At 70.8% G+C, this 24,898-nt stretch carries 30 protein-coding genes; 12 read left to right on the forward strand and 18 right to left on the reverse strand.

Annotated features, from left to right (window positions below; translation table 11 throughout):
- The first annotated feature begins 55 nt into the window (after window positions 1-55).
- Window positions 56-568 (forward strand): DUF4396 domain-containing protein, encoded by a 513-nt coding sequence (locus ABZ562_RS34780; RefSeq protein ID WP_361487589.1) that lies wholly within the window; start codon window positions 56-58, stop codon window positions 566-568.
- Between the two features lie 10 nt (window positions 569-578).
- On the opposite strand, the gene ABZ562_RS34785 is transcribed toward ABZ562_RS34780, so the two are convergent.
- Window positions 579-1,022, reverse strand: coding sequence for a MarR family transcriptional regulator (locus ABZ562_RS34785; RefSeq protein WP_361487591.1), 444 nt, complete (start codon window positions 1,020-1,022; stop codon window positions 579-581).
- A gap of 100 nt (window positions 1,023-1,122) precedes the next feature.
- Here ABZ562_RS34785 and ABZ562_RS34790 point away from each other — a divergent pair, with 100 nt between their 5' ends.
- The gene (locus tag ABZ562_RS34790) at window positions 1,123-1,641 is read left to right on the forward strand and encodes a phenolic acid decarboxylase (RefSeq protein ID WP_055556271.1); all 519 of its coding nucleotides are present in this window, start codon (window positions 1,123-1,125) and stop codon (window positions 1,639-1,641) included.
- Window positions 1,642-1,654: 13 nt separating this feature from the next.
- Here the strand turns inward: ABZ562_RS34790 and ABZ562_RS34795 are convergent, their stop codons facing one another.
- Entirely contained in the window at window positions 1,655-2,278 is a 624-nt protein-coding gene (locus ABZ562_RS34795; protein WP_361487594.1) for a sulfite oxidase-like oxidoreductase, read from the reverse strand.
- A gap of 158 nt (window positions 2,279-2,436) precedes the next feature.
- Here ABZ562_RS34795 and bfr point away from each other — a divergent pair, with 158 nt between their 5' ends.
- The gene (bfr, locus tag ABZ562_RS34800; protein ID WP_361487597.1) at window positions 2,437-2,919 is read left to right on the forward strand and encodes a bacterioferritin; all 483 of its coding nucleotides are present in this window, start codon (window positions 2,437-2,439) and stop codon (window positions 2,917-2,919) included.
- A gap of 5 nt (window positions 2,920-2,924) precedes the next feature.
- On the opposite strand, the gene ABZ562_RS34805 is transcribed toward bfr, so the two are convergent.
- From ABZ562_RS34805 to ABZ562_RS34815, 3 genes are all read right to left on the reverse strand, one after another.
- Window positions 2,925-3,176 carry a (2Fe-2S)-binding protein gene (locus tag ABZ562_RS34805; protein ID WP_361487599.1) on the reverse strand — a complete coding sequence of 84 codons (252 nt, stop codon included), beginning with the start codon at window positions 3,174-3,176 and terminating at the stop codon, window positions 2,925-2,927.
- A gap of 121 nt (window positions 3,177-3,297) precedes the next feature.
- Window positions 3,298-4,647, reverse strand: a complete 1,350-nt coding sequence (locus ABZ562_RS34810; protein WP_361487601.1) for a class II 3-deoxy-7-phosphoheptulonate synthase — start codon at window positions 4,645-4,647, stop codon at window positions 3,298-3,300.
- A gap of 65 nt (window positions 4,648-4,712) precedes the next feature.
- Window positions 4,713-5,117: an ATP-binding protein gene (locus ABZ562_RS34815; RefSeq protein ID WP_361487604.1), complete on the reverse strand. Its 405-nt coding sequence runs from the start codon at window positions 5,115-5,117 to the stop codon at window positions 4,713-4,715.
- A gap of 73 nt (window positions 5,118-5,190) precedes the next feature.
- On the opposite strand from ABZ562_RS34815, the gene ABZ562_RS34820 reads away from it, so the two are divergent.
- Window positions 5,191-6,015: a helix-turn-helix transcriptional regulator gene (locus tag ABZ562_RS34820; protein ID WP_361487607.1), complete on the forward strand. Its 825-nt coding sequence runs from the start codon at window positions 5,191-5,193 to the stop codon at window positions 6,013-6,015.
- Window positions 5,999-6,196, forward strand: coding sequence for a DUF397 domain-containing protein (locus ABZ562_RS34825; protein WP_361487609.1), 198 nt, complete (start codon window positions 5,999-6,001; stop codon window positions 6,194-6,196). Before ABZ562_RS34820 ends, ABZ562_RS34825 begins: the two co-directional genes overlap by 17 nt.
- Here ABZ562_RS34825 and ABZ562_RS34830 read toward each other — a convergent pair.
- Both ABZ562_RS34830 and ABZ562_RS34835 read right to left on the reverse strand, forming a co-directional pair.
- The gene (locus tag ABZ562_RS34830; RefSeq protein WP_361487612.1) at window positions 6,186-6,692 is read right to left on the reverse strand and encodes a hypothetical protein; all 507 of its coding nucleotides are present in this window, start codon (window positions 6,690-6,692) and stop codon (window positions 6,186-6,188) included. The genes ABZ562_RS34825 and ABZ562_RS34830 overlap by 11 nt on opposite strands.
- A 121-nt stretch (window positions 6,693-6,813) precedes the next feature.
- A complete protein-coding gene (locus tag ABZ562_RS34835) occupies window positions 6,814-7,263 on the reverse strand; it encodes a helix-turn-helix domain-containing protein (RefSeq protein ID WP_361487613.1) in 450 nt (149 codons plus the stop codon).
- Between the two features lie 97 nt (window positions 7,264-7,360).
- Between ABZ562_RS34835 and ABZ562_RS34840 the strand changes: the two genes are divergently transcribed.
- The 4 genes from ABZ562_RS34840 to ABZ562_RS34855 all read left to right on the forward strand — a co-directional run bounded on the left by ABZ562_RS34840 (window position 7,361) and on the right by ABZ562_RS34855 (window position 11,387).
- On the forward strand, window positions 7,361-8,632 hold the full coding sequence (locus ABZ562_RS34840; RefSeq protein ID WP_361487616.1) for an MFS transporter: 1,272 nt from the start codon (window positions 7,361-7,363) through the stop codon (window positions 8,630-8,632).
- A gap of 79 nt (window positions 8,633-8,711) precedes the next feature.
- A complete protein-coding gene (locus ABZ562_RS34845; RefSeq protein ID WP_361487618.1) occupies window positions 8,712-9,245 on the forward strand; it encodes a hypothetical protein in 534 nt (177 codons plus the stop codon).
- Between the two features lie 15 nt (window positions 9,246-9,260).
- Window positions 9,261-9,317 carry a trp operon leader peptide gene (locus ABZ562_RS34850; RefSeq protein WP_106516695.1) on the forward strand — a complete coding sequence of 19 codons (57 nt, stop codon included), beginning with the start codon at window positions 9,261-9,263 and terminating at the stop codon, window positions 9,315-9,317.
- A gap of 96 nt (window positions 9,318-9,413) precedes the next feature.
- Entirely contained in the window at window positions 9,414-11,387 is a 1,974-nt protein-coding gene (locus ABZ562_RS34855; RefSeq protein WP_361487620.1) for an anthranilate synthase family protein, read from the forward strand.
- A gap of 82 nt (window positions 11,388-11,469) precedes the next feature.
- Here ABZ562_RS34855 and ABZ562_RS34860 read toward each other — a convergent pair whose 3' ends face one another.
- From ABZ562_RS34860 to ABZ562_RS34880, 5 genes are all read right to left on the reverse strand, one after another.
- Window positions 11,470-11,856 (reverse strand): DUF4267 domain-containing protein, encoded by a 387-nt coding sequence (locus ABZ562_RS34860; RefSeq protein WP_361487623.1) that lies wholly within the window; start codon window positions 11,854-11,856, stop codon window positions 11,470-11,472.
- 184 nt (window positions 11,857-12,040) lie between these two features.
- Window positions 12,041-13,069: a 6-phosphofructokinase gene (locus tag ABZ562_RS34865; RefSeq protein ID WP_361487626.1), complete on the reverse strand. Its 1,029-nt coding sequence runs from the start codon at window positions 13,067-13,069 to the stop codon at window positions 12,041-12,043.
- Between the two features lie 154 nt (window positions 13,070-13,223).
- Window positions 13,224-13,907 (reverse strand): response regulator transcription factor, encoded by a 684-nt coding sequence (locus ABZ562_RS34870; protein ID WP_361487629.1) that lies wholly within the window; start codon window positions 13,905-13,907, stop codon window positions 13,224-13,226.
- Window positions 13,904-15,172 carry a DUF5931 domain-containing protein gene (locus ABZ562_RS34875; RefSeq protein WP_361487632.1) on the reverse strand — a complete coding sequence of 423 codons (1,269 nt, stop codon included), beginning with the start codon at window positions 15,170-15,172 and terminating at the stop codon, window positions 13,904-13,906. The genes ABZ562_RS34870 and ABZ562_RS34875 overlap by 4 nt, the downstream gene beginning before the upstream one ends.
- 29 nt (window positions 15,173-15,201) lie before the next feature.
- Complete coding sequence (locus ABZ562_RS34880; RefSeq protein ID WP_361487679.1) at window positions 15,202-15,975, reverse strand: lysophospholipid acyltransferase family protein; 774 nt, start codon at window positions 15,973-15,975, stop codon at window positions 15,202-15,204.
- Window positions 15,976-16,101: 126 nt separating this feature from the next.
- Here ABZ562_RS34880 and ABZ562_RS34885 point away from each other — a divergent pair, with 126 nt between their 5' ends.
- Window positions 16,102-16,917, forward strand: coding sequence for an alpha/beta fold hydrolase (locus ABZ562_RS34885; RefSeq protein WP_361487635.1), 816 nt, complete (start codon window positions 16,102-16,104; stop codon window positions 16,915-16,917).
- Window positions 16,910-17,584 carry a hypothetical protein gene (locus tag ABZ562_RS34890; RefSeq protein ID WP_361487638.1) on the forward strand — a complete coding sequence of 225 codons (675 nt, stop codon included), beginning with the start codon at window positions 16,910-16,912 and terminating at the stop codon, window positions 17,582-17,584. Before ABZ562_RS34885 ends, ABZ562_RS34890 begins: the two co-directional genes overlap by 8 nt.
- 53 nt (window positions 17,585-17,637) lie before the next feature.
- Here the strand turns inward: ABZ562_RS34890 and ABZ562_RS34895 are convergent, their stop codons facing one another.
- The 6 genes from ABZ562_RS34895 to ABZ562_RS34920 all read right to left on the reverse strand — a co-directional run bounded on the left by ABZ562_RS34895 (window position 17,638) and on the right by ABZ562_RS34920 (window position 22,805).
- Window positions 17,638-18,426: an endonuclease/exonuclease/phosphatase family protein gene (locus tag ABZ562_RS34895; RefSeq protein ID WP_361487640.1), complete on the reverse strand. Its 789-nt coding sequence runs from the start codon at window positions 18,424-18,426 to the stop codon at window positions 17,638-17,640.
- An 18-nt stretch (window positions 18,427-18,444) separates the two neighbouring features.
- Window positions 18,445-19,386, reverse strand: a complete 942-nt coding sequence (locus tag ABZ562_RS34900; protein WP_361487642.1) for an ROK family glucokinase — start codon at window positions 19,384-19,386, stop codon at window positions 18,445-18,447.
- A 57-nt stretch (window positions 19,387-19,443) separates the two neighbouring features.
- Window positions 19,444-19,917: a DUF5304 domain-containing protein gene (locus ABZ562_RS34905; protein ID WP_361487645.1), complete on the reverse strand. Its 474-nt coding sequence runs from the start codon at window positions 19,915-19,917 to the stop codon at window positions 19,444-19,446.
- 106 nt (window positions 19,918-20,023) lie between these two features.
- The gene (locus tag ABZ562_RS34910; RefSeq protein WP_361487648.1) at window positions 20,024-21,403 is read right to left on the reverse strand and encodes an ArsA-related P-loop ATPase; all 1,380 of its coding nucleotides are present in this window, start codon (window positions 21,401-21,403) and stop codon (window positions 20,024-20,026) included.
- Window positions 21,404-21,530: 127 nt separating this feature from the next.
- Window positions 21,531-21,968, reverse strand: a complete 438-nt coding sequence (locus ABZ562_RS34915; protein ID WP_361487650.1) for an SRPBCC family protein — start codon at window positions 21,966-21,968, stop codon at window positions 21,531-21,533.
- Between the two features lie 66 nt (window positions 21,969-22,034).
- Complete coding sequence (locus ABZ562_RS34920) at window positions 22,035-22,805, reverse strand: metallophosphoesterase (RefSeq protein ID WP_361487653.1); 771 nt, start codon at window positions 22,803-22,805, stop codon at window positions 22,035-22,037.
- Window positions 22,806-23,054: 249 nt separating this feature from the next.
- Here ABZ562_RS34920 and ABZ562_RS34925 point away from each other — a divergent pair, with 249 nt between their 5' ends.
- Window positions 23,055-24,851: an AMP-dependent synthetase/ligase gene (locus ABZ562_RS34925; protein WP_361487655.1), complete on the forward strand. Its 1,797-nt coding sequence runs from the start codon at window positions 23,055-23,057 to the stop codon at window positions 24,849-24,851.
- Window positions 24,852-24,898: the final 47 nt, after the last annotated feature.

Raw genomic sequence — 24,898 nt, forward strand, 5'->3', positions numbered from 1 at the left:
AGGAATACCCCCTAGGGGTATAGCGTTCCTTCCGCCGAAGGATCGCTACTACCCCATGGGGGCATCCGACATGGATCACATGGAGCACCACGCGCACGGCGAAACCGGCCACGGCCACCACGACGGCCCCGCACCCGCCGACTGGCCCATGGCCGCCCAGGCCACCCTGCACTGCCTCACCGGCTGCGCCATCGGCGAGATCCTGGGCATGGCCATCGGCACGGCACTGGCCTGGCACAACGTCCCCACCATGATCCTCGCGATCGTGCTGGCCTTCGTCTTCGGCTACTCCCTCACGATGCGCGGCGTCCTGCGCGCCGGGCTCGACCTGCGGAGCGCGCTACGGGTCGCCCTGGCGGCGGACACCGTGTCGATCATCGTGATGGAGCTGGCGGACAACGGAACGATCCTGCTGTTCCCGGGCGCGATGGACGCGACCCTCGCCGACGCCCTGTTCTGGCTGAGCCTGGCCCTGTCCTTCGCGGTCGCCTTCGTCATCACCACACCGGTCAACAAGTGGATGATCGGGCGGGGGAAGGGCCACGCGGTGGTGCACCAATACCACTGACCCGGACCGGTCACCCCTCCCCCGGCGCCTCCGCCTCCAGGGCGACGAGCAGGTCGTCCAGCACGGGCAGCGCCCGCTCCAGCGCCTCGCGACCTGCCGGGTCGAGGCCGTCCAGGGCCCTGCGCAGGGCGGCCGTGCTGGTGCGGTCGTAGGCGTCGAGCATGTCCAGCGCCTTGGGCGAGGCGGTCAGCCGGACGGTGCGCAGGTCGACGGTGGAGGGGGTGCGCTCGACCAGGCCGGCGGCGGTCATGGCGCGGACCAGATTGCTCACCGTGGACGGCGCGACGCGCAGGCGGGACGCGACCTCGCGCGGGGTCGCGTCCCCCGCGGCGAGCACCCGCAGCAGCTCGATCTGGGCCTCCGGCAGCTCGGGGAGCCCTGCGGTGTGGCGGGTGCGCAGGACGGCCCTGCGCAGGGGGCCGAGAAGTCGGCCGAACTCGGTCGCGGTGTCCATGGATCCCATTCTGCAGGGACCACTGGTTTTGCCTCAAAACAGTTTTGTTGCAAAATGGAGAGGCAGGCCTTGATCCCACCCCGAGGAGGCAGTACAGACCATGACCACCGTCGCCAACCCCGTCCCCCCGCAGGACCTCTCCGGGATCGTCGGACACCGCTTCATCTACACCTACGCCAACGGCTGGCAGTACGAGATGTACGTGAAGAACGACCACACCATCGACTACCGCATCCACTCCGGCATGGTCGGCGGCCGCTGGGTCAAGGACCAGCACGTGGATCTGGTCCAGCTGGACGACGACAGCTTCAAGGTCTCCTGGAACGAGCCCACCGGCACCTCCGTCTCGGTGAACGTCATGCCGCGCAAGCGCCGTCTGCACGGCGTGATCTTCTTCCCGCACTGGGTCGAGGAGCACGGCGAGCGGACCGTCTGCTACCAGAACGACCACCTCGACGCGATGCGCGCCTACCGCGACCAGGGCCCGACGTACCCGGTGTACGTCGTCCCCGAGTTCGCCAGGATCACCCTCTTCGAGCACGTCGGCGCGGACGACGAATCGGTCATCGCGACGGCACCCGGCGCCCTCCCCGAGGGCTGGTCCAGCCGCACCAACTGAGCGAGGCGGCGCCCTACAGCTCGGGCCCGTCGCCCGGCTCCTCCTGGTAGGTGTAGCGCTGCTCGCGCCAGGGGTCGCCGATGTTGTGGTAGCCGCGCTCTTCCCAGAAGCCCCGCCGGTCGGCGGTCATGTACTCGACGCCGCGGACCCACTTCGGGCCCTTCCACGCGTAGAGGTGCGGGACGATCAGCCGCAGCGGGAAGCCGTGCTCCGCGGTCAGCAGCTCGCCGTCCTTGTGGGTGGCGAACATGGCCGCCTCGGTCATGAAGTCCGACAGCCGCAGGTTCGAGCTGAAGCCGTACTCCGCCCACACCATGACGTGCGTGACGCCGGGCGCCGGCGGCGCGAGCTTGATGATCTCGCTCGCCGCGACGCCGCCCCATTCCGCGCCCAGCATGGAGAACTTGGTGACGCAGTGCAGATCGGCGACGACCGTCGAGTAGGGCAGGGCGGAGAACTCCTCATGCGTCCAGCGGTGCTTCTCCCCGTCCGCCGTCGCGCCGAAGACCCGGAACTCCCATCGGTCCGGCCGGAATTTCGGGACCGGTCCATAGTGCGTAACCGGCCACCCGCGCTGCAGTCGCTGACCCGGAGGCAGCTGCGCGAGCTCTCCCTCACGGTGCTCCGGCTGACCCATGGACTCCATGCTCTCAGACCGCCGGGGGTGGTCGGGACCAGGGCATGCGGCGCCGGGGCAACTCGCACTAAGCGTGCCCTTGCTGGACGCCCCAGCTGCGACGATGCAACGATGCCGGAACCTGGCATTCCCCCTTCTGATGGGAAGGAGCCCCTTCGATGCAGGGCGACCCCGAGGTTCTGGAATTCCTCAACGAGCAGCTGACCGGCGAGCTGACGGCCATCAATCAGTATTTCCTGCATTCGAAGATGCAGGACAACTTTGGCTGGACACGACTGGCCGCATACACCCGGTCGGAGTCGTTCGATGAGATGAAGCACGCGGAGATGCTCACCGACCGCATCCTCCTCCTGGACGGTCTCCCCAATTACCAGCGGCTCTTCCACGTCCGGGTGGGCCAGACGGTCACCGAGATGTTCCAGGCCGACCGCCAGGTGGAGGTCGAGGCCATCGACCGGCTCAAGCGCGGCATCGAGCTGATGCGGTCCAAGGGCGACATCACCTCGGCCAACATCTTCGAGAGCATCCTCGCCGACGAGGAGGAGCACATCGACTACCTCGACACCCAGCTCGCACTGATCGAGAAGCTGGGCGAGCCGCTCTACATCGCCCAGCAGATCGAGCAGCCGAGCGGCAGCTGACGCGGCTAGGCGGCCTCGGCCGTTGCGGCGGCCTCGACCACCACGGCGGCGGCAGCAGGCAGCGTGACGGGTTCGAGCGGGGCGTCGCGGCGCGGGCACGCGCCCCGGCCCAGCAGCGCCTGGATCTTGCGTACGCAGGAACCGCAGTCCGTGCCCGCCTTGCAGGCACCGGCGATCTGGCGCGGGGTGCACGCGCCCTTGGCGGCGTGCTCGCGCACCTGCTTCTCGGTGATGCCGAAGCATGAGCAGACGTACACGGGCAGACTCTCCAGCGTTGATCAATAAGGTAACCCTTACCTTACCTGCCATGCCGGAGCCTTACAACGCCGCGGGGCGCGGATCGATGTGATCCGCGCCCCACAGGCATAGAAATGATCTCTACTGGTCCCGGTACATCTCCGCGACCAGGAACGCCAGGTCCAGCGACTGGCTGCGGTTCAGCCGCGGGTCGCAGGCCGTCTCGTACCGCTGGTGCAGATCGTCGACGAAGATCTCGTCGCCGCCGCCCACGCACTCCGTGACGTCGTCACCGGTCAGCTCCACATGGATGCCACCCGGGTGGGTGCCCAGCTCCTTGTGGACCTCGAAGAAGCCCTTGACCTCGTCCAGCACGTCGTCGAAGCGGCGCGTCTTGTGGCCCGACGCGGCCTCGAAGGTGTTGCCGTGCATCGGGTCGCAGATCCACGCCACCTGCGCACCGGACGCGGTGACCTTCTCCACCAGGTGCGGCAGCTTGTCGCGGACCTTGTCCGCACCCATCCGCGTGATGAAGGTGAGGCGGCCCGGCTCCCGGTCCGGGTCGATCTTCTCGATCAGCGTCAGCGCCTCTTCGGGCGTGGTCGTCGGGCCGAGCTTCACACCCACCGGGTTACGGATCTTCGACGCGAACTCGATGTGCGCCCCGTCCAGCTGCCGGGTGCGCTCACCGATCCACACCATGTGGCCGGACACGTCGTACAGGTCGCCGGTCCGCGAGTCGGTGCGGGTCATCGCCGACTCGTAGTCCAGGATCAGCGCCTCGTGCGACGAGAAGAACTCGACGGTCTTGAACTCCTCCGGGTCCACCCCGCAGGCGTTCATGAAGTTCAGCGCCCGGTCGATCTCGCGCGCCAGCGCCTCGTAGCGCTGCCCCGAGGGCGACGACTTCACGAAGTCCTGGTTCCAGGCGTGCACCTGCCGCAGATCGGCGTAGCCGCCGGTGGTGAAGGCGCGGACCAGGTTCAGCGTCGAGGCCGACGCCTGGTACATCCGCTTCAGCCGCTGCGGATCCGGGATCCGCGCCGCCTCCGTGAACTCGAAGCCGTTGACCGAGTCCCCGCGGTACGTGGGCAGGGTCACCCCGTCGCGGGTCTCGGTCGGCTTCGAGCGCGGCTTGCTGTACTGGCCGGCGATCCGGCCGACCTTCACCACCGGGACGGACCCGGCGTAGGTCAGCACGGCACCCATCTGCAGGAGGGTCTTCAGCTTGTTACGGATGTGGTCGGCGCTCACACCGTCGAAGGCCTCGGCGCAGTCACCGCCCTGCAGCAAAAACGCCTCGCCCCGGGCCACGGCCCCCAGACGGTGCCGCAGCGCGTCGCACTCGCCCGCGAAGACGAGCGGCGGATAGGCCTCGAGCTCAGCGATCACATCGCGCAGAGCCGCTTGGTCCGGCCAGTCAGGCTGCTGCGCCGCGGGAAGGGACTGCCAGGTGTTGCCACCGGCGTGGGATTCAGCGTTCACGGTCACCCGGACAAGGTTACGGGGTCTTCATCCGTGTCCAGCCCGCCGCCCACGGTATGAGACGCCCCGCCTCACGCTTTGAGTTCGAACCACACCGTCTTCCCTGGCGCCCCCGGGGTTCGCTCCACGCCCCACGCGTCCGTGACCAGCTCCACCATCGCCAGCCCCCGCCCGTTCTCGTCCCACGGCCCGGCCGCACGCTTCGCGGGTACGGCGGCCGAGCCGTCCCCCACCTCGACCCGCAGCTTCCCCTCCTGCGCGAGCAGCGCCACGGTGCAGCTCCGGTCCGGCACGTGCTTGATCACGTTGGCGAGGAGTTCGGTCACGGCGAGCCCGGCGGGCTCGGCCAGGTGCGGCATGTCCCACATAGCGAGGTACGTACGGACGATACGGCGGATGTGGCAGGCCGCGTGCGCGGACAGCGCGGTGAAGGTCAGGTGGTAGTGGGGCGGTGGGTACGCAATGTCTTCGTTCACGCCACAAGGATGGATTCGGACGATTACCGTGGGCTACCTCACGAACACAACGTGCTGGTTGTTGGGGGCCGTCATGCCGAACATCCGAAAGCTGGACCCGACTACGTCTCCGATGCATCACCTCGGCGCGGAGTTACGCCGGTACCGGGAGGCCGCCGGGCTCACACAGGATCAATTGGGCGCGAAGGTGTACTGCACGGGTTCGCTCATCGGCCAGTACGAGACCGCCAGGAAGATCCCTACCCGGCGGTTCACGATGCAGCTGGACGACGTGCTGAACACGGGCGGCGCGTTGCTGCGGCTGCTGGAGATGGCCCTGCGCTTCGGCGTGCCCCTCGAGCTCAAGGATCACAGCGAGCTGGAGGCCGAAGCCACCCAGAAGTTCGTGTTCGAGATGACCGTGGTGAACGGCCTGCTACAGACCCCGGACTACGCACGGGCGGTGCTCGGTGTGCTCCGCAAGGACGAGGTCGAATCGCGGCTGGAGCAGCGACTGTCACGTCAGCAGATCCTTCACAGGAAGCGCCCGCCGCTCCTGTGGGCCGTGCTCGGCGAAGGGGTGCTGTGCCAGGGGATCGGCGGCCGGGACGTGATGCGGGCCCAACTGGCGCACCTGTTGAGCTTCCGCGACCACTCACACGTGCACATCCAGATCCTGCCGTTCACGGCCGGAGCACATGCCGGTTTTGGTGGGGCTTTCTCGCTGCTGCGGTTCAAGAACAGCCCTGATCTGGCATGCGACGAGACGTACAGGACGGGCTACATGACCGCCGATCCGGAGTACGTCGGCGACCTCAGCCTTCGTTACGCTCACTTGCAGGCTGCCGCCCTGTCCGTAGTGGACTCGGCAGATCTGATCGCGCAAGTGATGGAGGAGCGCTATGGAACGCAGTCCTGATTGGCGCAAGTCGAGCTACAGCGGGGATGTCGGCAACAGCGAATGCGTCGAGGTCGCCGAGATACCTGGGCGCGTCGCCATCCGCGACTCCAAGCACCCCGACGGCCCCGTCCTTCTCCTCTCCCCCGCCGCCTTCGGCGACTTCGTCACCGCGACGGCGAACGGCACCCTTACTTGCTGATGTGCTCCATGCAGAGGGTGAACTGCGGCCTGCCGTTGCGGGTCAACTGGTACGTGGCGTACTGCGGATCGCAGGTGTAGTCCAGCGCCTCACGCTGCTTCACCTTGTAGTCCGCGGTGGCGCCACCGCAGTCCACGATCGTGAGGTCCGGGTCGCTCTCGGAGCCCTTGTTCTGCAGGCAGTCACCGACATCGGCGGCGGACGCGCTCGTGCTGTCCGTGTTGGCCGGGCCGGTGTCGGGGCTGTCGTGGCCCAGCACCCCGTACCAGACACCGCAGAAGATCACTACTACGACACCGGCGACCATCTGGATCTTGGTCTTGAGGTTGAAGCGGCTGAAGAAGCCGGGCCGCCGGGGCGAAGGCGGCGGAGCGGGCGCGCCCGGGTAGGGCTGGCCGTACTGCGGCTGGCCGTACGGCTGCTGACCGTACTGGGGCTGGCCCTGCTGCGGCGGGTAGGGGCTGTAGCCGCCGGGCGGCGGCGCGGACGTGGACAAAGCTTTCCCCCGTAGTGCACGAAGTGAAGCCGCACATCAGAGCGATTGCGCGGTCCGTCAACGTAGCGACCGGCGCCGACAACCCGGCGCCCGGGGTGCCGCTCTCCACAGGGCCCACACCTCACCCCCTCACCTTGCGGACGATGGTGTCGTCGGGGTTCAGCGGTCGCCCGTCCGCCGACAGCACTTCCAGTGCGCGGAGGCGATGGCCCTGGCGGCGGTCGACCAACTCCGAGTGCGGTTCGCCGGGATCGAAGAAGTTCTGCTCGCCCCACTGCCGCAGCGCCACGATGACGGGGAAGAGCGCCTTGCCCTTCGGGGTCAGCACGTACTCGCGGTAGGCGCTGCCGTCCGAGGCGGGGACGGATTCGAGGACGCCACCGGCGACCAGGGTGCGCAGACGCGCGGTGAGGATGTTCTTTGCCACGCCCAGGCTGCGCTGGAACTCCCCGAAGCGCCGGCTTCCGTCGAAGGCGTCCCGCACGATCAGCAGAGACCACCAGTCGCCGATCGCGTCCACCGACCGGGCGACGGGGCATTCGCTGTCGTCGAAGCGCGTCCTGCTCACCATGGCGTCCCTCACTCTCACGATGGTTGCAACATGCTACCAAGAAGGGCTACCGTCACCGCTGGTAGCAAGATGAAACCAGAATGCGAAGGAGCCGCCGGTGTCCCGTGGTGTCGTCATCCTGTTCGCCGTCGCCTGCGGGGCCGCGGTGGCCAACGTCTACTTCTCCCAGCCACTCCTGGTCACCATGGGCCACAACCTGGACATGAGCCCGGCACTGGTCGGCAGCGTGGTCACCCTCACCCATGTCGGGTACGGGCTGGGGCTCTTCTTCCTCGTGCCGCTCGGCGACGTGACCGACCGCAGACGGCTCGTCGTGGCCCAACTGCTGCTTCTGGTGGTGGCGCTGACCGTGGTGGCCACCGCCCCTACGGCGGTGATCCTGCTCGCGGGCATGGCGGCGACGGGTCTTCTCGCGGTCGTCACGCAGACCTTGGTGGCCTTCGCGGCATCACTGGCCCCGCCCGCCGGGCGCGGACGGGTCGTCGGTCTGGTCACCAGCGGCGTGGTCATCGGAATCCTGCTCGCCCGTACGGCGTCCGGCCTCATGGCCGATCTCGCGGGCTGGCGCTCCGTCTACCTCGCCTCGGCGTCGCTCACCGCGCTGCTCGCCCTGGTCCTGTCCCGAGTGCTGCCGCGCCACAGCGCCACCCCGTCGGCCGCTCTGCGCTACGGGCAGCTCCTGCGCTCCACGGTCGCGCTGTTCGCGCGGGAACGACTGCTGCGGCTGCGGGCCCTGTTCGGCCTGCTGATCTTCGCCGCCTTCAGCACCCTGTGGAGCAGCGTCGCGCTGCCGCTCAGCGAGGCGCCGTACTTCCTGCCGCACAGCGCGATCGGGGCGCTGGGGCTCATCGGTGTCGCGGGTGCCCTGGCCGCGAGCGTGGCGGGCCGCCTGAACGACCGTGGACTCTCCCGGCGGACCACCGGCATCGCCCTGGCGCTGCTCACCGCCTCGTGGCTGCCCCTGGCCTTCACCCGCGGCTCACTGTGGGCCCTGTTCGCCGGGGTGGTCCTTCTCGACCTCGCCGTGCAGGCGGTCCATGTCACCAACCAGACCCTGATCTACGCGCTGCACCCGGAAGCGGGCAGCCGCCTCATCGGCGGGTACATGGTGTTCTACTCGATCGGCAGCGCCACCGGCGCCATCGCCGCGACCTCCCTCTACACGGTGGCCGGCTGGGGCGCCGTATGCGCACTGGGTGCCGCGTTCAGCTGCCTCGGGCTCGCGCTGTGGGCGTTCACACGGCGCAGCGCGTCGGCAGGCGCTCCGCATGACAAAGGTCCGTACCAAGCACACGCGGGGCGCGTTGCGCAAGAACGGACGTTCGGGCATCCCCCGGCGGCTTACAGCCATGCCGTGAAGAAGCCGTGATGGAATCTCGCGCTCCTCGGACGCTGTTCGGGTGACCGGCCCGCCCCCGTGGCCGGTCCCCATCCGAAGGAGTAGTCCCATGAGGAAGTTGCTCCGCCGCGGTGCCGCCGCCTTCGCGGCCGCCGCCTCGCTCGTACTGATGTCGCTGGGCGCCACACCCGCCCAGGCGGACTCATCCGCCATCCCGTCCGGGATGACGTGGACCGTGCTCGCCAAGGGCAACGGCACGGTCCGGGTCGGCGCCGATTCCGCGACCGACGCGTACAACGGCGACACCGCCGCCACCGCGACGCTGCCCATGCTGTGCCTGAGAGTCAGCGGCAGCGCCGTGCCCGCCGGGATCACGCCGGACTTCTACGCGGGCTGGGCGCGCGGCACCGTCGCCGCGACCCCGCCCGTGCTGGGCAAGTCGCTGACCAGCCGGGCGACGGCAGACGCCGTCTGTGCGCAGTACTACGGCGCGGACTGGCGGATGGCCGAGTTCCACGACGGCCGCTACGGCGCCAACCTGGAGGCCAGCGGCGGCTGGTCCTTCTGGGCGTACGGCTATGTCCCCGACGGCACCCGCTTCTGGGCGGCGATCAACGACCAGCCCGCCAACCCATGGAACTGAGGTAGAGTCCGGACCATGTTCGCGCGACTGACCATGACCTGGTGGTGGACCGCTCATCCGGCGGCCCACTGAATCGCGCGCACTGAACCAGACTCACGCGAAGGCCGCCCGAGGGGCGGCCTTCGGCGTTTGTCGCGGGTCGTTCCTCCTCTCCGGAAGGAACCCGCCATGCACGACGCAGACGCCCAGGCCGTCGTCGCCCGGCTGCTCGCCGACGACTGCCCGCCCTTCGCCCTGCTGCACCGCCGTACGCCCGGCCATGCGCCCGACACCGTCGACGTGCTCATCGGCCCGGCCGGTGAGGTGGAGCGGCTGACCGACATCCCGCTGCCGACCGGGGTACCGGAGGGCGGCGGTCCGGTGAGCGACGCGCTCGCGCTGGTGCCGTTCCGGCAGATCCGGGAGCGGGGGTTCGACGTCCGGGACGACGGGACGCCGCTGGCCGTGCTGCGGCCCGAGACCACGTACGCGCTGCCGCTCGCCGAGCTGCTGGAGGCGCTGCCCGCGCACGACGTGCGGGTCGAGGGCGGGCGCTTCGACGTCGACGACGACGCGTACGCGCAGATCGTGAGCCGGGTCATCGAGGACGAGATCGGCACCGGGGAGGGGGCGAACTTCGTCATTCGACGGACCTTTCAGGGGGAGATCCCGGGGTTCGCGAGTACCGACGCGCTCGCGCTCTTCCGGCGGCTGCTCGCCGGTGAGCGGGGCGCGTACTGGACGTACGTCGTACGGCTGGGCGGCGGGCGGACGCTGGTGGGGGCCAGCCCGGAGGTGCACGTACGGATGTCAGGTGGGAGGGGCGAGCGCGAAGCGGTCTCGTTTGAGGGTGGTGGTGGGCGACGGGCGGGAGGCACGGTCGTGATGAACCCGATCAGCGGGACGTACCGCTATCCGGCGGGCGGCGCGACGGCGGAAGGGCTGCTGGAGTTCCTGCACGACCCCAAGGAGGTGGAGGAGCTGTCCATGGTCGTGGACGAGGAGCTGAAGATGATGTGCACCGTCGGCGACATGGGCGGCGTCGTCGTCGGGCCGCGGCTCAAGGAGATGGCGCACCTCGCGCACACCGAGTACGAGCTGCGCGGGCGGTCCTCGCTGGACGTACGGGACGTGCTGCGGGAGACGATGTTCGCGGCGACCGTCACCGGCTCGCCCGTGCAGAACGCGTGCCGCGTGATCGAGCGCTACGAGCCCGGTGGCCGGGGCTACTACGCGGGGGCGCTCGCGCTCATCGGGCGCGACGGCGGCGGCGCCCAGACCCTCGACTCGCCGATCCTCATCCGCACCGCCGACATCGACGGCGACGGCGTGCTGCGGGTGCCGGTCGGGGCGACGCTGGTGCGCCACTCCGACCCGCGCGCGGAGGTCGCCGAGACTCACGCCAAGGCGGCCGGGGTGCTGACCGCGCTGGGTGTGCGGGAGGCGCCCGTACGGGCCGGGGCGGGCCCGCGTCCCCGGCTCGCGGACGATCCGCGGGTGCGGGCGGCGCTGGACGCGCGGCGGGCGGATCTGGCGCCGTTCTGGCTGCGGATGCAGGCCGCGGAGGGGTTGCTGTCCGGGCACGCGCTGGTGATCGACGCCGAGGACACGTTCACGGCGATGCTCGCGCATCTGCTGCGGATGGCGGGGCTGACGGTGACGGTGCGTCGGTATGACGAGCCGGGCGTGCGGGGCGCCGCGCTGGCGCACGAGGGGCCCGTCGTGCTCGGCCCCGGGCCGGGGGACCCCGGTGACTCCACGGACCCGAAGATGCGGTTCCTGCGGGGGCTCACGGCGGAGTTGGTGGCCGGGCACCGGCACGGGCTGCTCGGGGTGTGCCTGGGGCACGAGCTGATCGCGGCGGAGCTGGGGCTGGAGATCGTACGGAAGGACGTGCCGTTCCAGGGGGCGCAGGAGCGGATCGACTTCTTCGGGCGCCAGGAGACGGTGGGCTTCTACAACACGTTCACCGCGCGGTGCGATGAGGGCGTGGAGACGGAGCTGGCGATGCACCGGGTGGAGCTGAGCCGGGACGCGGTGAACGGGGAGGTGCACGCGCTGCGGGGGCCGGGCTTCGCCGGGGTGCAGTTCCACCCGGAGTCGGTGCTGTCGCGGAACGGGGCGGTGCTGGTGGCGGAGCTGCTGGCGGCCGTGCGGGTCTGACACCGAAGTGCCCGCCGACGGGAGCACCGGAGTGCTCCCCTCGGCGGGCATCCCCTCGCGGGGGAAGCGTCGGTGGCCGCGGTCAGGACAGCAGCAGCACCGCGCCGGCGGCGGCCATGACCACGGTGGTGGTGGCGTGGATGCCGAGGTACGCCTTGGCGGGCCCGCCGCTGAGCTTCGTGATGAGCGTGTCCCCGAGCGTGACGAGCGAGCCGGCCAGCATCATCCAGCCGCGCAGGTGCGTGCCCGCGCCGAGCAGCACGATCAGCAGGAAGAGGCCGTAGCCGATGTCGCGGACGGCCAGGACGGACAGCCAGGCGCGGACGCTGGGGTCCTCGGTGCGGGTGCCGGGTATACCGAAGTCCGCCGCGGCCTCCGGGGTCCACAGGCTGCGGGCGCCGATGAGGATGATCCCGACGGCGATCGCCCAGGTGATCACGGTGGCGGCGGTGGTGGCGGCGGTAGGCATGGCAGGTGTTCCCCTCTCGTCGCGGCGCCGACCCCCTGTCGAGCGCCGCTCAACCTGCTAGCAATGCTAGACGTAGCGGGAGCCCGATGTCTAGCACTGACAGAATTTCTCTCAGGCGCGAGCACCGAAAAGCACTGCTCCCGCCGGGCGACGCACCGGCGGGAGCAGCGGACTTGAGGAACCGTCAGCCGAAGAAGACCTCCGCCTCCGCGTACAGCGACGGGTCCACCGTCTTGAGGCGGGCCGTCGCCTCGGCCAGGGGGACGCGGACGATATCGGTGCCGCGCAAGGCGACCATCTTGCCGAAGTCCTGGTCCCGTACGGCATCGATCGCGTGGAGGCCGAAGCGGGTGGCCAGCCAGCGGTCGAAGGCACTGGGGGTGCCGCCGCGCTGCACATGGCCCAGGACGGTCGTACGGGCCTCCTTGCCGGTGCGCTTCTCGATCTCCTTGGCCAGCCACTCCCCGATACCGGAGAGCCGCACGTGACCGAAGGAGTCCAGGGACCCGTCCTTGAGCACCGCGTCGCCCCCCTTCGGCATCGCGCCCTCCGCGACGACGACGATCGGGGCGTAGCGGATCTTGAAGCGGGATTCGACCCAGGCGCAGATGCGGTCGACGTCGAAGCGCTGCTCGGGGATGAGGATGACGTTGGCGCCGCCGGCGAGCCCGGCGTGGAGGGCGATCCAGCCCGCGTGGCGGCCCATCACCTCCACCACCAGCACCCGCATATGGGATTCGGCGGTGGTGTGGAGGCGGTCGATGGCCTCCGTGGCGATGTTGACGGCCGTGTCGAAGCCGAAGGTGTAATCCGTGGCGGAGAGGTCGTTGTCGATGGTCTTGGGGACGCCGACGCAGGCGATGCCGTAGTCGCCGGAGAGCCGGGAGGCGACGCCGAGAGTGTCCTCGCCGCCGATCGCGATGAGCGCGTCGACCTCCTGCTTGGCCAGGGTCTCCTTGACCCGGCGGATGCCGTCCTCGCTGTTGAAGGGGTTGGTGCGGGACGAGCCGAGGATGGTGCCTCCGCGCGGCAGGATGCCGCGTACCGCGCGGATGTCGAGGGGAACGGTGTCGTTCTGGAGGGGACCGCGCCAGCCGTCCCGGAAGCCGACGAAGTCGTAGCCGTATTCCTTCACGCCCTTGCGCACGACGGCGCGGATGACCGCGTTGAGCCCGGGGCAGTCACCGCCGCCGGTCAGCACTCCGACCCGCATCCTTTTCATCCCTTCTGCCGCTGAAATCCCGAGATTGGGCCCGGTACGGGGCCACGCTAACGGTGATCCAGGTCACAGGGGATGGGGCGGAAAGCGATTCCCGCTCCGTCCAAGGGAGTTGGTTTTGAACTTCACCCGTTCGAGCGGGTGGGTCTCAGGCGTCGTCGAGCCCGGCCTCGATGGCGTACCGGACCAGCTCCACCCGGTTGTGCAACTGGAGCTTGCCCAGGGTGTTCTGGACGTGGTTCTGCACGGTGCGGTGGGAGATCACCAGGCGCTCGGCGATCTGCTTGTACGAAAGCCCCTTGGCCACCAGCCGCAGCACCTCCGTCTCCCGCTCGGTGAGCTGCGGGGCGACCGGCTGGTCGGCGGTGACGGGGGCGGGCTCGCTCGCCAGCCGCCGGTACTCCCCGAGCACAAGCCCGGCGAGGCCCGGGGTGAAGACGGCGTCACCGACGGCGGTACGGCGCACCGCGTCCAGCAGCTCCTCGGTGCTGGCCGACTTCACCAGATAGCCGGTGGCGCCGGACTTGACCGCCTCCAGGACGTCCGCGTGCTCACCGCTCGCGGAGAGCACCAGCACCCGCAGCGCGGGGTGGGCGGAGACGACCTCCTTGCAGACCTCGACGCCGGGCAGCCCGGGCAGGTTGAGGTCGAGCACCAGGACGTCGGGCTCGGCGGCCTTGGCCCGGCGGACCGCCTGCGGCCCGTCCCCGGCGGTGGCCACCACGTCGAACCCGGCCTCGGCCAGGTCGCGGGCGACGGCGTCGCGCCACATCGGGTGGTCGTCCACCACCATCACGGTCACCGCCCGTGCGGCTTCCCGGTCGTCGGTCATCGTGCGGTCGTCCCTTTCTTCCCACTCGCCGCGAGCTTCGGAACCGTCAGCTCCACCTCGGTGCCCTGGCCCGGCGCCGAGATCCACTCGGCGGTGCCGCCGAGGTCGCGCAGCCGGCCCCGGATCGACAGGGCGACCCCGAGCCGGCCCTCCCGCTCGGCGTCGGCGAGCCTGCCCTCCGGGATGCCGGGCCCGTCGTCCCGGACGGTGACCATGACCGCGCCCGGCTCGTCCTCCAGCAGGATCCAGGCCCGGGCCCCCTCACCCGCGTGCACCCGTACATTGTCCAGCGCGGCACCGACAGCGGCCGCCAACTCCCCCGCCGCGGCGGCCGGGAGGATCACCGGGGCGCCCGGTTCGGAGAAGGTGACCTGCGATCCGGCGTGCGGGGCGAGCAGGGCCCGCAGATCGCAGGGTTCGTCGGCGTCCTCGGGCAGCTCGGGCCGAGGGGCGGCGGCGACGGGAGCGGACGGTGGCCCCGGGTCCGTGGCATCCGTACGGTCGTCGGCCGCGCCGCGCGGCGGGGTGACCAGACCGGTGGCCACCAGCGAGCGCAGCGCGATCTCCTGCTCCCCCGCCATCCGGCCCAGTTCGGCCGCCTCGCCTCCGATCGCGGCGCCCCGCCGCTGCACCATGGCCAGCACCTGGAGGACGCTGTCGTGGATGTCCCGGGCCAGCCGCTCGCGTTCGCGGGTCGCCGCCTCGATGCGCAGCGCGCGGGCCAGGGTGCGCTCACTGGCGCGGGCGACCTCCACGACGTACCCGATGGCCACGCTCGCCACCCACACCAGCATCAGCATGTGGACGGTGTCCTGGGCGAACCCGCCGCGCTCGATGATGTTCGCCGCGCACACGATCGTCGACGCCCACGCGGCCCACCGCCAGCCGCCCTTGATGGCGAAGCCGAGGACCGCGCCCGCCGTCCATATGGACGGCAGCGTGGGCGTGCCCTCGGCGATCCGGTCGTGGGTGTCGACCAGCGGGGTGAGCAGGATGCCGGTGATCGCGACCGCGAGGTCGCCGATCAGGAAGCGCCGGGTGCAGCGCTCGGCCGAGGAGACCATACGGAACGTCAGCGCCGTCCACAGGGTGAGCACCGCCATATAGGCGGCGGCGCCCCTCGGACGGTCGTAGTCGTAGAAGGAGTAGACGAAGAGACAGAGCGCGTAGATCAGCGTGAGCACCCGGTAGGCGGTCAGCGCCTGCCACAGCGGCTGCTCCACGGACATGCGTACGACACGCTCGCGCTTGGGCTGCGGCGCCAACTTCCCCCCACCCCCGGGTCCGGCGCGCTTTACGCCCCGGTCTTGTCCTTGTCCTTGCCCTTGTCCGCAGTCGTCTCGGCCTTCTCGGCCTTCTCCGCTTTTTCGGCCTTTTCGGCCTGCTTCCGGGCCGCCTCCGCCTCCGCGATCTGCCGCTTGGCGGCGGTCGCGTAGATGTCGACGTACTCCTGGCCGGACAGCTTCATGATCTCGTACATGACCTCGTCGGTCACCGAGCGCAGGATGAAGCGGTCGCCGTCCATGCCGTGGTAGCGGCTGAAGTCCAGCGGCTTGCCGATCTTGATGCCGGGACGCATCAGCTTGGGCATCACCTTGCCCGGCGGCTGGATCTTCTCGGTGTCGATCATCGCGACCGGGATCACCGGCGCGCCCGTCGCCAGCGCGACCCGCGCCAGGCCGCCGGGCTTGCCGCGGTAGAGCCGGCCGTCCGGGGAGCGCGTGCCCTCCGGATAGATGCCGAACAGCTCACCGCGCTTGATGACCTCGATCCCGGCCTTGATCGCGGCCTCTCCCGCGCCCCGGCTTCCCGAGCGGTCCACCGGCAGCTGGCCGACGCCCTTGAAGAACGCGGCCGTCAGCCTGCCCTTGATCCCCGGAGTGGTGAAGTACTCCTGCTTGGCGATGAAGGTGACCTTCCGGTCGAGCATCGCGGGCAGGAAGAAGGAGTCGGAGAAGGAGAGGTGGTTGCTCGCGAGAATGGCCGGCCCCTCGTCGGGGACGTTCTCCAGTCCCTCGACCCAGGGCCGGAAGGCGAGCTTCAACGTCCCACCCACCGACAGCTTCATTGCACCGTAGAACAACCGAGAACCTCCTGTATCCGACGAGGAGACCTTAACCTGCCTACCCCCGGTGCGGCGCGCCGCGTACGCTGAGGTCCCGTTGACCGCTTCACCACCGAACGGAGATCCGTGGTGCCGCTCCTCCCCGGAGCCGAGCCGTTCCGCCACGACGGCGGAGAGATCGGCGTCCTCGTCTGTCACGGCTTCACCGGTTCCCCGCAGTCGGTGCGCCCCTGGGCCGAGCACCTGGCGCGGCGCGGGCTGACCGTCTCGCTTCCGCTGCTGCCCGGCCACGGGACCCGCTGGCAGGATCTCGCGGTCACCGGGTGGCAGGACTGGTACGCCGAGGTCGACCGGGAGCTGCGGGCGCTGCGCGAGCGGTGCGCCCGGGTCTTCGTCTGCGGGCTGTCGATGGGCGGCGCGCTGGCGCTGCGGCTGGCCGCCCAGCACGGCGCGGGGATCAGCGGTGTCGCCGTCGTGAATCCGGCCAACCGGATCCACGATCCGCTGGCCGTGGCTCTTCCGGTGCTGCGTCATCTGGTGCCCTCCGTCAAGGGGATCGCGAGCGACATCGCCAAGCCGGGTTCCCAGGAATGGGGATATGACCGGATGCCGCTGCACGCCGTGCACTCGATGCGCCGCTTCTACCGGCTGGTCGACGCCGAACTGCCGCAGGTGACCCAGCCGCTGCTGGTGATGCACAGCCCGCAGGACCATGTGGTGCCGTCGGCCGACTCCGAGCGCGTCCTCAGCCAGGTCTCGTCCCGGGACGTCACCGAACGGCTGCTGGAGCACAGCTACCACGTGGCGACGCTGGACTACGACGCCGAGTTCATCTTCGAGGAGACGGACACGTTCATCACCCGGTTGACCGCGGGTATGGGACAGGACAACGGGGGACATCCCGGGGACGTCAGCGGGAGGGAGGGGGCGGCGGCCAGTGGCTGAGCGTGATCCGAACGAGAACGAGGCGGGGGCGCGCCGGGACGACGATGCCGCCTTCGCGGCGATCGTCGCCGCGTACGGGGAGGAGCCGCCGGACCCGCCGGGCGCGGAGCGGTGGCCAGCGGCCGAGAATCTGACCGAGAAGTGGGGCCGCGAGGACTCCCGGCGCGAGGACCCGCTGGGCGAGCTGGACGACGGGCTGGACGAGCGGTTCGAGGACCGCTTCGAGGACGACTTCGACCCCGACGTCGAGGACGACCGTCCGGGCGCGGCGGCGCCGGACGCCCTCACCAAGACGGAGAAGCCCGACACGAAGGGCGACAAGCCCGTCGGCAGCTTCATCGTGTACGCGCCGGGCGTGGGCCCGCGCGACTGGGACGCCGGGGAGCCCTCCGAGGGCGACTTCGACGAGACCGACGAGGGCCATTTCGTCCCGCCCGAGCCGCCGCCGCTCCCGGAGTCCGACACCACGTCCCGGTTCGCCTGGCTGGGCGTGCTGGGCGGGCCGCTGCTGCTGCTCGGCGTGGTGCTGTTCCGGGTGGAGATGACCTGGTGGATCACGACGCTGGGCGTCGGCGGCTTCCTGGGCGGCTTCGTCACGCTGGTGATGCGGATGAAGGACAGCGACGACGAGGAGGACGAGGACCCCGGCCGGGGTGCCGTCGTCTGAACCCCTCGGCCGGCGTTTACCCGGACGACGCGGACGGCGCGGACGACGCCGACTTACGCGGGCGCGCGGGGCAGCCGGAGCGCGGCCAGGACCGGGAGGTGGTCCGTGGCCGCCCGCAGGTCGGCGTCGTCGACGCCGGGCAGCCCGGACGGCACCCCGCAGCCGATGATCTCGATGCCGTCGGTCGCGAACAGCGCGTCGATGCGGCGGCGCGGATCGCCCGGGTCGAAGGTGGCCTCGCTCCCCCACGGCTCGGTGGCCCAGCCGTCCCGCAGCGTTCCGGCGATACGGCGGAAGGCGCGGCCGTCGGGCTGCTCGTTGATGTCACCGGCGGCGACGGCGTACGGCACGCCGAGCGCGGCGACCTGGTCCAGCAGCATCCCGGCCTGGTCGTAGCGCTCGGCCGCGGCCAGGCTCAGATGGCAGCTGACGACCCCGAGCCGGATGGCGCCGCCCGTGCCTTCGGGGTCCCGGTGGCCGCCACCGAAGCGCAGCACGGCGGTGGCGAAGCCACGCCGGTGCAGGCCGGGGAGGCGGGGCAGCAGGACGTCCTCGGACCGCTCGACGTGGGCGCGCAGCGAGGTGAGGATCATGGGTCCGGCGGCGGTGGCCCCGCCCGTGGCGTAGACCAGGCCGGTCTCCCGGGCCAGCCAGGCGGCGGCCTTGCGCCAGCGGAAGAAGCGCGGCGCCTCCTGAACGCAGACGACATCGGGGGCGCAGGCCCGGATCACCCGGGCCAGCGCCTCGCGGTCGTCACGCAGCGAGCGGATGTTGTAGCTGAGCACCCGCACCACGGCCGCGTCCGGGCCGGTGGTGGAGGCGGGCAGATCCGCGAGCACCACGCTCCCCCCTCTTGAAGCTCAGCCCTGGCGGGCCAGGTCGGCGGCGCCGACGAGCCCGGCCTTGCCGCCGAGCTGGGCGGCGAGGACCTGGGCGTGCGGCCGCCACTGATTGCCGACCAGCCAGCGGCGGAACGACTTGCGGATCGGCTCCAGGACGAGATCGCCCTCATCGGAGACCCCGCCGCCGACGATGAACGCCGAGGGGTCGAAGAGCGAGGCGAGGTCGGCGAGCCCGGCCCCCGCCCAGCGGGCCAGCTCGCGGAAGGAGTCGATGGCGACCGGGTCGCCCTGGCGGGCGGCGTCGCTGATGTGCTTGCCCTCGATGCTCTCGGGGGTGCCGTCGCCGAGGCCGAGCAGGATCTCCGCGTTCTCCGGGGTGGCGTTGGCGCGCTGCTTGGCGTAACGCACCAGGGCGCGCCCTGAGGCGTACTGCTCCCAGCAGCCCTGGCTGCCGCAGCCGCACAGCAGACCGTCGGGGACGACCCTTATGTGGCCGAACTCGGCCGCGACGCCGAAGCGGCCGCGGTGCAGCTTGCCGCCGATGATGATGCCGCCGCCGAGGCCGGTGCCGAGCGTGATGCACACGACGTCGTCGTGGCCCGCCCCGGCGCCGAACCGGTACTCGCCCCACGCGGCCGCGTTCGCGTCGTTCTCCACGACGACGGGCAGGCCGACGCGCTGCTCGACCTTGTCCTTCAGCGCCTCGTGCCGCCAGTTGATGTTGGGCGCGAAGAGCACGGTGGCGCGCTTGTCGTCCACATAACCGGCCGCCCCGATGCCGACGGCCTCGACGTCATGACCGGTGCTGACGTCGCGCACGGCGTCCGCGATGGCGTCGACGACTCCCTCGGGGGTCGGCGGGGTCGAAACCTGGCTCGTTTCGAGAATCGAGCCCTCTTCGTCGACCACGCCGGCCGCGATCTTCGTGCCGCCGATGTCGACGCCGATGGTGAGTCCCATGAGTCCCTCAGTTATTTGGTCGAACCCCGCCACGGCTAACGGTACCGGAGGTGGCGCTCAATCGAGGTCGATGTGTTCACTACTCGAACTCTGACCTTCGTCCCCGCCGGACGTCCGCCCGCTGTCGCCGCTCTGGGTCCAACGCTGCTCCTGGCCCGTCACGGCGGCCCGGTAGGCGGCGAGCAGTTCGCTTCCGGCGCTGGCGAGATGCTCGAATACGTCGGGATTGCGCTCGATGACCGGTTCGACGGCCGCCTTCGCTCCTGCGATCAACTGTTGTACGGCCCCCTCCACCGCCGTACCGGCGAGCGGGGTCTGCAGCCCGGCCAGCTTCTCCGCGACGGCGTCGGCCAGCTTGCGCAGTTCCTCGGCGGCGCTGCCCGGCTCCTCGCCGCCCTCGCGGGCCTGCCGCCGGGCCTTCTCGGCGGCCAGGTCCTCGGCGCAGGCGCGCTCCCAGGCGTCGGGGTCGATCTCGGTGACCGGTACGTCGGTGCCCGGGGCGTCTGCGGGGCGCTCGGTGGCATCGCTCATGGCGAACTCCTGCGGCGGGGAGGCTGGCTGCCCGGTCCGTTCGTTCAACCGGGCTTGCTCTCGACGTTACCGGAACGACGGGCGAGGGTCCTTCCGCCGGAAGCGGTCAGGGCCGCTTCGGCCACAGGTCGGGGTCCGGGGTGAAGCGGACCTGCAGATGGCCGTCGCGCAGCCCGGCCCCGGAGACCGTGCAGCGGCGCAGCGCGGACGGCAGCGGCAGCACGCGGTGGAACGGTCCGACCGTGACGATCAGTTCGTCGCCGCGCCGGACCAGGCCCAGCCCGTCCCGGTCGGCGCCGGGCAGCGGCAGCCGCCACAGCAGCGCCCCCTCGTCGGCCAGCCGGTCCTCGACGCTCCACGGGTCGGCCGCGGGGCGGTCAGGGCGTGGGTCCGGCGCCCCGACCGGTCCGGCCAGCGCCGCGAGTCCGGCGGCCGGACGGGGGCCGCCCCCGCCGGAGACCACCACGCCGGAGACCACTCCGGAAACCACTCCGGAGACATCGCGGGGACCGTCACCGGGGCCGTCGCCGGACGCGTCGCCGGGGCCGCTGTCGGCGGCGTCGCCGAGCCCCTGCGGATCGCGGCCCAGATGCGGCAGCTCGCGGATCGGCACGTCCGGCGTCCACTGCTCGTACAGCTCCTTCAGCGCGGCCTGCTGCTGACCGGACAGCGCCCCGAGCCACGGGTCGGGGGTGCCGGTGGGCAGCAGCCGGTTGGCGACGACCGACTCCACCCGGCAGCCGTGCAGCGCCAGCCCGGCGCGGGCGGTGCGCAGCGCGCGGTCGGTGAGCGGCCCGGGGTCCACCACCACCCGTACGGTCGTGGCCTCCGACTCCAGGACGTCCTGGACGGCGGCCAGCTCGCGCTCCCAGCGCTCGGCCGTCTCGTACAGCTTCTGCGCGGGCATCGGCATCCCGGCCAGCTGGGCCAGCATCGGCCGCAGCGCGCGGGCCGCCTGCCGCTCGGCGGGCAGCAGCCGCCGCAGATAGCGGCGCAGCTGTTCGGGCAGGGCGAGCAGGGCGACGGTCTCCGGCGCGGGCGGCAGGTCGACCACCAGGACATCCCAGCCGGTGCCGGGCGGCGCGGTCTGCGCGGCGCGCAGGGCGCGCAGCAGCGCGACCGACTCCGCGCCGGGGAGCGCGGTGACCTCCTCGCCGTCCAGCGGGGTCGAGCCCAGCATGTCGAGCATGCCGCGGCCGCGGTCCTGGAGGGCGGTCAGCTCGTCGCGGAACCACTCCTCGGTGACGATCCGGGCGGCCCACAGCCCCGGCGTCAGCGCGACGGGCACGGACCACGGCAGCCGGTCGGCGCTGCGACCGGGCCCGCCGCGCAGCGGGCCGATGCCGAGCAGTGCCTCGGGCGTGCCGTCGCGGTCCGCGGTGAGCAGCAGGGTGCGCTGTCCCTCGCGGGCGGCGGCGAGGGCGGTCGCGGCGGCCACGGTGGTGCGGCCCGCGCCGCCCGTACCGGTGACGAGGACCGTACGCATGAAAGGAGCCTCCGGCGGGGTGTTTCGTCGGTGTGCGGTGCGGCTCCCGGTGGCCGCCCCCGCCGGAGCGTACCCCGCCACCGGCCCGCTCCCCGCCCCATGGTGGCGGCCGCGCGCCGAGGCGGAACTACGCGGCCTCGACCCGCTTCTTCAGACCCGCGAGCGCGCGGTCGATGATGACCTTCTCCGCCTTGCGCTTGATCATGCCGAGCATGGGGATCTTGACGTCGACGGTGAGCTGGTACGTCACCTCGGTGCGCGTGCCGCCGTCCAGCGCGGCCAGCCGGTAGGAGCCGTCCAGGGTGCGCAGCATCTGGGACTTGAGCAGGGACCAGCTGACCTGGTCGCCGTCCCAGGTGTACTGGAGCGTGTAGTCGTCCTTGATGGCCCCGGCGTCGAGCACCATCCGCACCTGCTCGCCGCGGCCCTGCCCGTCCTTGGTGAGGACGTCGGCCTCCTTCACCTCACCGGACCACTCCGGGTAACGGTCGAAGTCGGCGATCACCTCCATCACGTCGGCCGGTGCCGCCTCGATCGTGATGCTCGAGCTGGTGTGTTCCGCCATCGCCGTGGCTCCTCCGTACCGGTCCGCCGCATGGGGTGTCTGCCGGTGAAGGCTATCGCGCGCGGGTCACCACTCCAGGGTCCAGGGGGTGCCGGTGGAGGCGAAGTGTCCGACGTTGACGCATTCGGTGGCGCCGATCCGCATGCGGCGGACGAGCGGCTGGTGGACATGGCCGAAAAGCGAGTAACGGGGACGAAGGGTGTGGATCGCGTCCAGCAGCGCCTCGCTGCCGCGCTCGAAGCGGCGGGCGACGGTGTCGTAGCAGAGGTCCGGCACCTCGGGCGGTATGTGGGTGCACAGCACGTCCACCTCGCCCCGGCCGCCGAGCGCCGCGATCTTCTCGGCGTACGTCTCGTCGTCGATCTCGTACGGGGTGCGCATCGGGGTGCGCAGGCCCCCGCCGACGAAGCCGAAGACGAGGCCGCCGATCTCGACCCGCTCGCCGTCGAGGACCGTGGTGCCGGATTCGACGTATTCCGGCCAGAGTGCGGGGATGTCGACATTGCCGTAGGTGGCGTACGTCGGAGTGGGGAAGGCCGCGAACAGCTCGGCGTATTGCCTGCGTACGGCGGACTCGATGGCCGCGCCGCGGTCGATCCCCTCCCACAGCCGGTTGCCCAGCTCGCGGGCCTCCTCGAAACGGCGGGCGGTGCGGAGTTCGACCAGGCGGTCGGCGTTCTCGACGCCGAAGAGGTCGGGAAAGATGCCGCGGGAGTGGTCGGCGTAGTCGAGGAAGAGGACGAGGTCGCCGAGACAGATCAGGGCGTCCGCCCCGTCCGCCGCCTTCTCCAGATCCTGGCTGTTCCCGTGCACGTCGCTCACCACGTGGACTCGCATGCGTGTCACCCTAAGACCTGTGACCATCCGTCCGTAAGGTGTTCCGTCCGCCGCGACCCGCGTCCACCTGCGGTTCCTTATCGGCCACGGTGGCCGTCGACTAGTCTGCGGGCAGCATGAAGGCGGTGTGTGACGCATAAAACATCTGTACGGAAACCCCTATCCCGGAGCCATACCGATGGGTAACGTCCGGGCAGTCCACCCCCCATTGCCCTGCAGCGGCGCCGGCGCCCATGAGGAGCAGCAGTCTTGCGCGAGTTCAGCCTTCCGGCCCTGTACGAGGTTCCGGCCGACGGCAATCTGACGGACCTCATCCAACGCAACGCGGCGCAGCACCCGGATGTGGCGGTGGTCGGCCGCAAGGTCGGCGGCCGGTGGGAGGACGTCACCGCGGCGGACTTCCTGGCCGAGGTGCGCGCCGCCGCAAAGGGCCTGATCGCGGCCGGGGTGTCGCCGGGCGACCGGGTCGGTCTGATGTCGCGCACCCGCTACGAGTGGACGCTGCTGGACTTCGCCATCTGGAGCGCGGGCGCCATCACCGTGCCGGTGTACGAGACGAGTTCGCCGGAGCAGGTGCGGTGGATCCTCAGCGACTCGGGCGCGGTCGCGGCCCTCGTCGAGACCGGGGTGCACGAGGCGGCCGTGGAGTCCGTACGGGACACCCTGCCGGGCCTCAAGCACATCTGGCAGATCGAGGACGACGCGATCGGGACGCTGCGGGCGCTGGGTTCGGACGTCACGGACGAGACGGTGGACGAGCGCTCCTCGCTGGCCACCGCGGACTCCCCCGCCACCATCGTCTACACCTCGGGCACCACCGGCCGCCCCAAGGGCTGCGTCCTGTCGCACCGCAGCTTCTTCGCCGAATGCGGCAACGCGGTGGCCCGGCTGAAGCCCATCTTCGCCACCGGCGAGTCCTCGGTGCTGCTGTTCCTCCCGGAAGCGCATGTCTTCGGGCGGCTGGTGGAGATCTGCGCGGTCCTGGCACCGATCAAACTCGGCCATGTCTCGGACATCAAGACGCTGACCGATGAACTCGCCGCGTTCCAGCCGACCTTGGTGCTGGGCGTGCCGCGCGTCTTCGAGAAGGTCTACAACTCGGCGCGGGCCAAGGCCCAGGCCGAGGGCAAGGGAAAGATCTTCGACAAGGCCGCCGACGCCGCCATCGCCTACAGCAAGGCGCTGGACACCCCGGGCGGGCCGTCGTTCGGGCTGCGGCTCAAGCACCGGGTCTTCGACCGGCTGGTCTTCGGCAAGCTGCGCGCCGCCCTCGGCGGCCGCGCCACCCACGCCATCTCCGGCGGCGCCCCGCTGGGCGAGCGGCTGGGCCACTTCTACCGGGGCATCGGCTTCACGGTGCTGGAGGGGTACGGCCTGACCGAGTCCTGCGCGGCCACCACCTTCAACCCGTGGGACCGGCAGAAGATCGGCTCGGTCGGCCAGCCGATGCCCGGCACGGTGGTCCGCATCGCCGACGACGGCGAGGTGCTGCTGCACGGGGACCACCTGTTCACGGAGTACTGGAACAACGAGGCGGCGACGGCGGAGGCGCTGTCCGACGGCTGGTTCCACACCGGGGACGTCGGCACCCTCGACGAGGACGGCTACCTCACCATCACCGGCCGCAAGAAGGAGATCATCATCACCGCGGGCGGCAAGAACGTCGCCCCCGCGGTGATCGAGGACCGCATCCGGGCGCACGCCCTGATCGCCGAGTGCATGGTCGTCGGCGACGGCCGCCCGTTCGTGGGCGCGCTGATCACCCTGGACGAGGAGTTCCTGCCCCGCTGGGCCGCCGAGCACGGCAAACCGGCCGACGCGACGGTGGCCGACCTGTGCGAGGACGCCGAACTGCTGGCCGAGATCCAGACGGCGGTGGACGACGGAAACGCGGCGGTCTCGAAGGCGGAGTCGGTGCGGAAGTTCCGGGTCCTGACCCAGCAGTTCACCGAGGACTCGGGGCATGTGACGCCCTCGCTGAAGCTGAAGCGGAACGTGGTGGCGAAGGACTTCGCGACGGAGATCGAAGCGCTGTACAGCCGCTGAGCCCACGCTGTCCGCAGGAGCCGGGGGCGTGCCGCGCCCCGGGCTCT

Source organism: Streptomyces sp. NPDC019937, assembly GCF_040631655.1.
GTDB lineage: Bacteria > Actinomycetota > Actinomycetes > Streptomycetales > Streptomycetaceae > Streptomyces.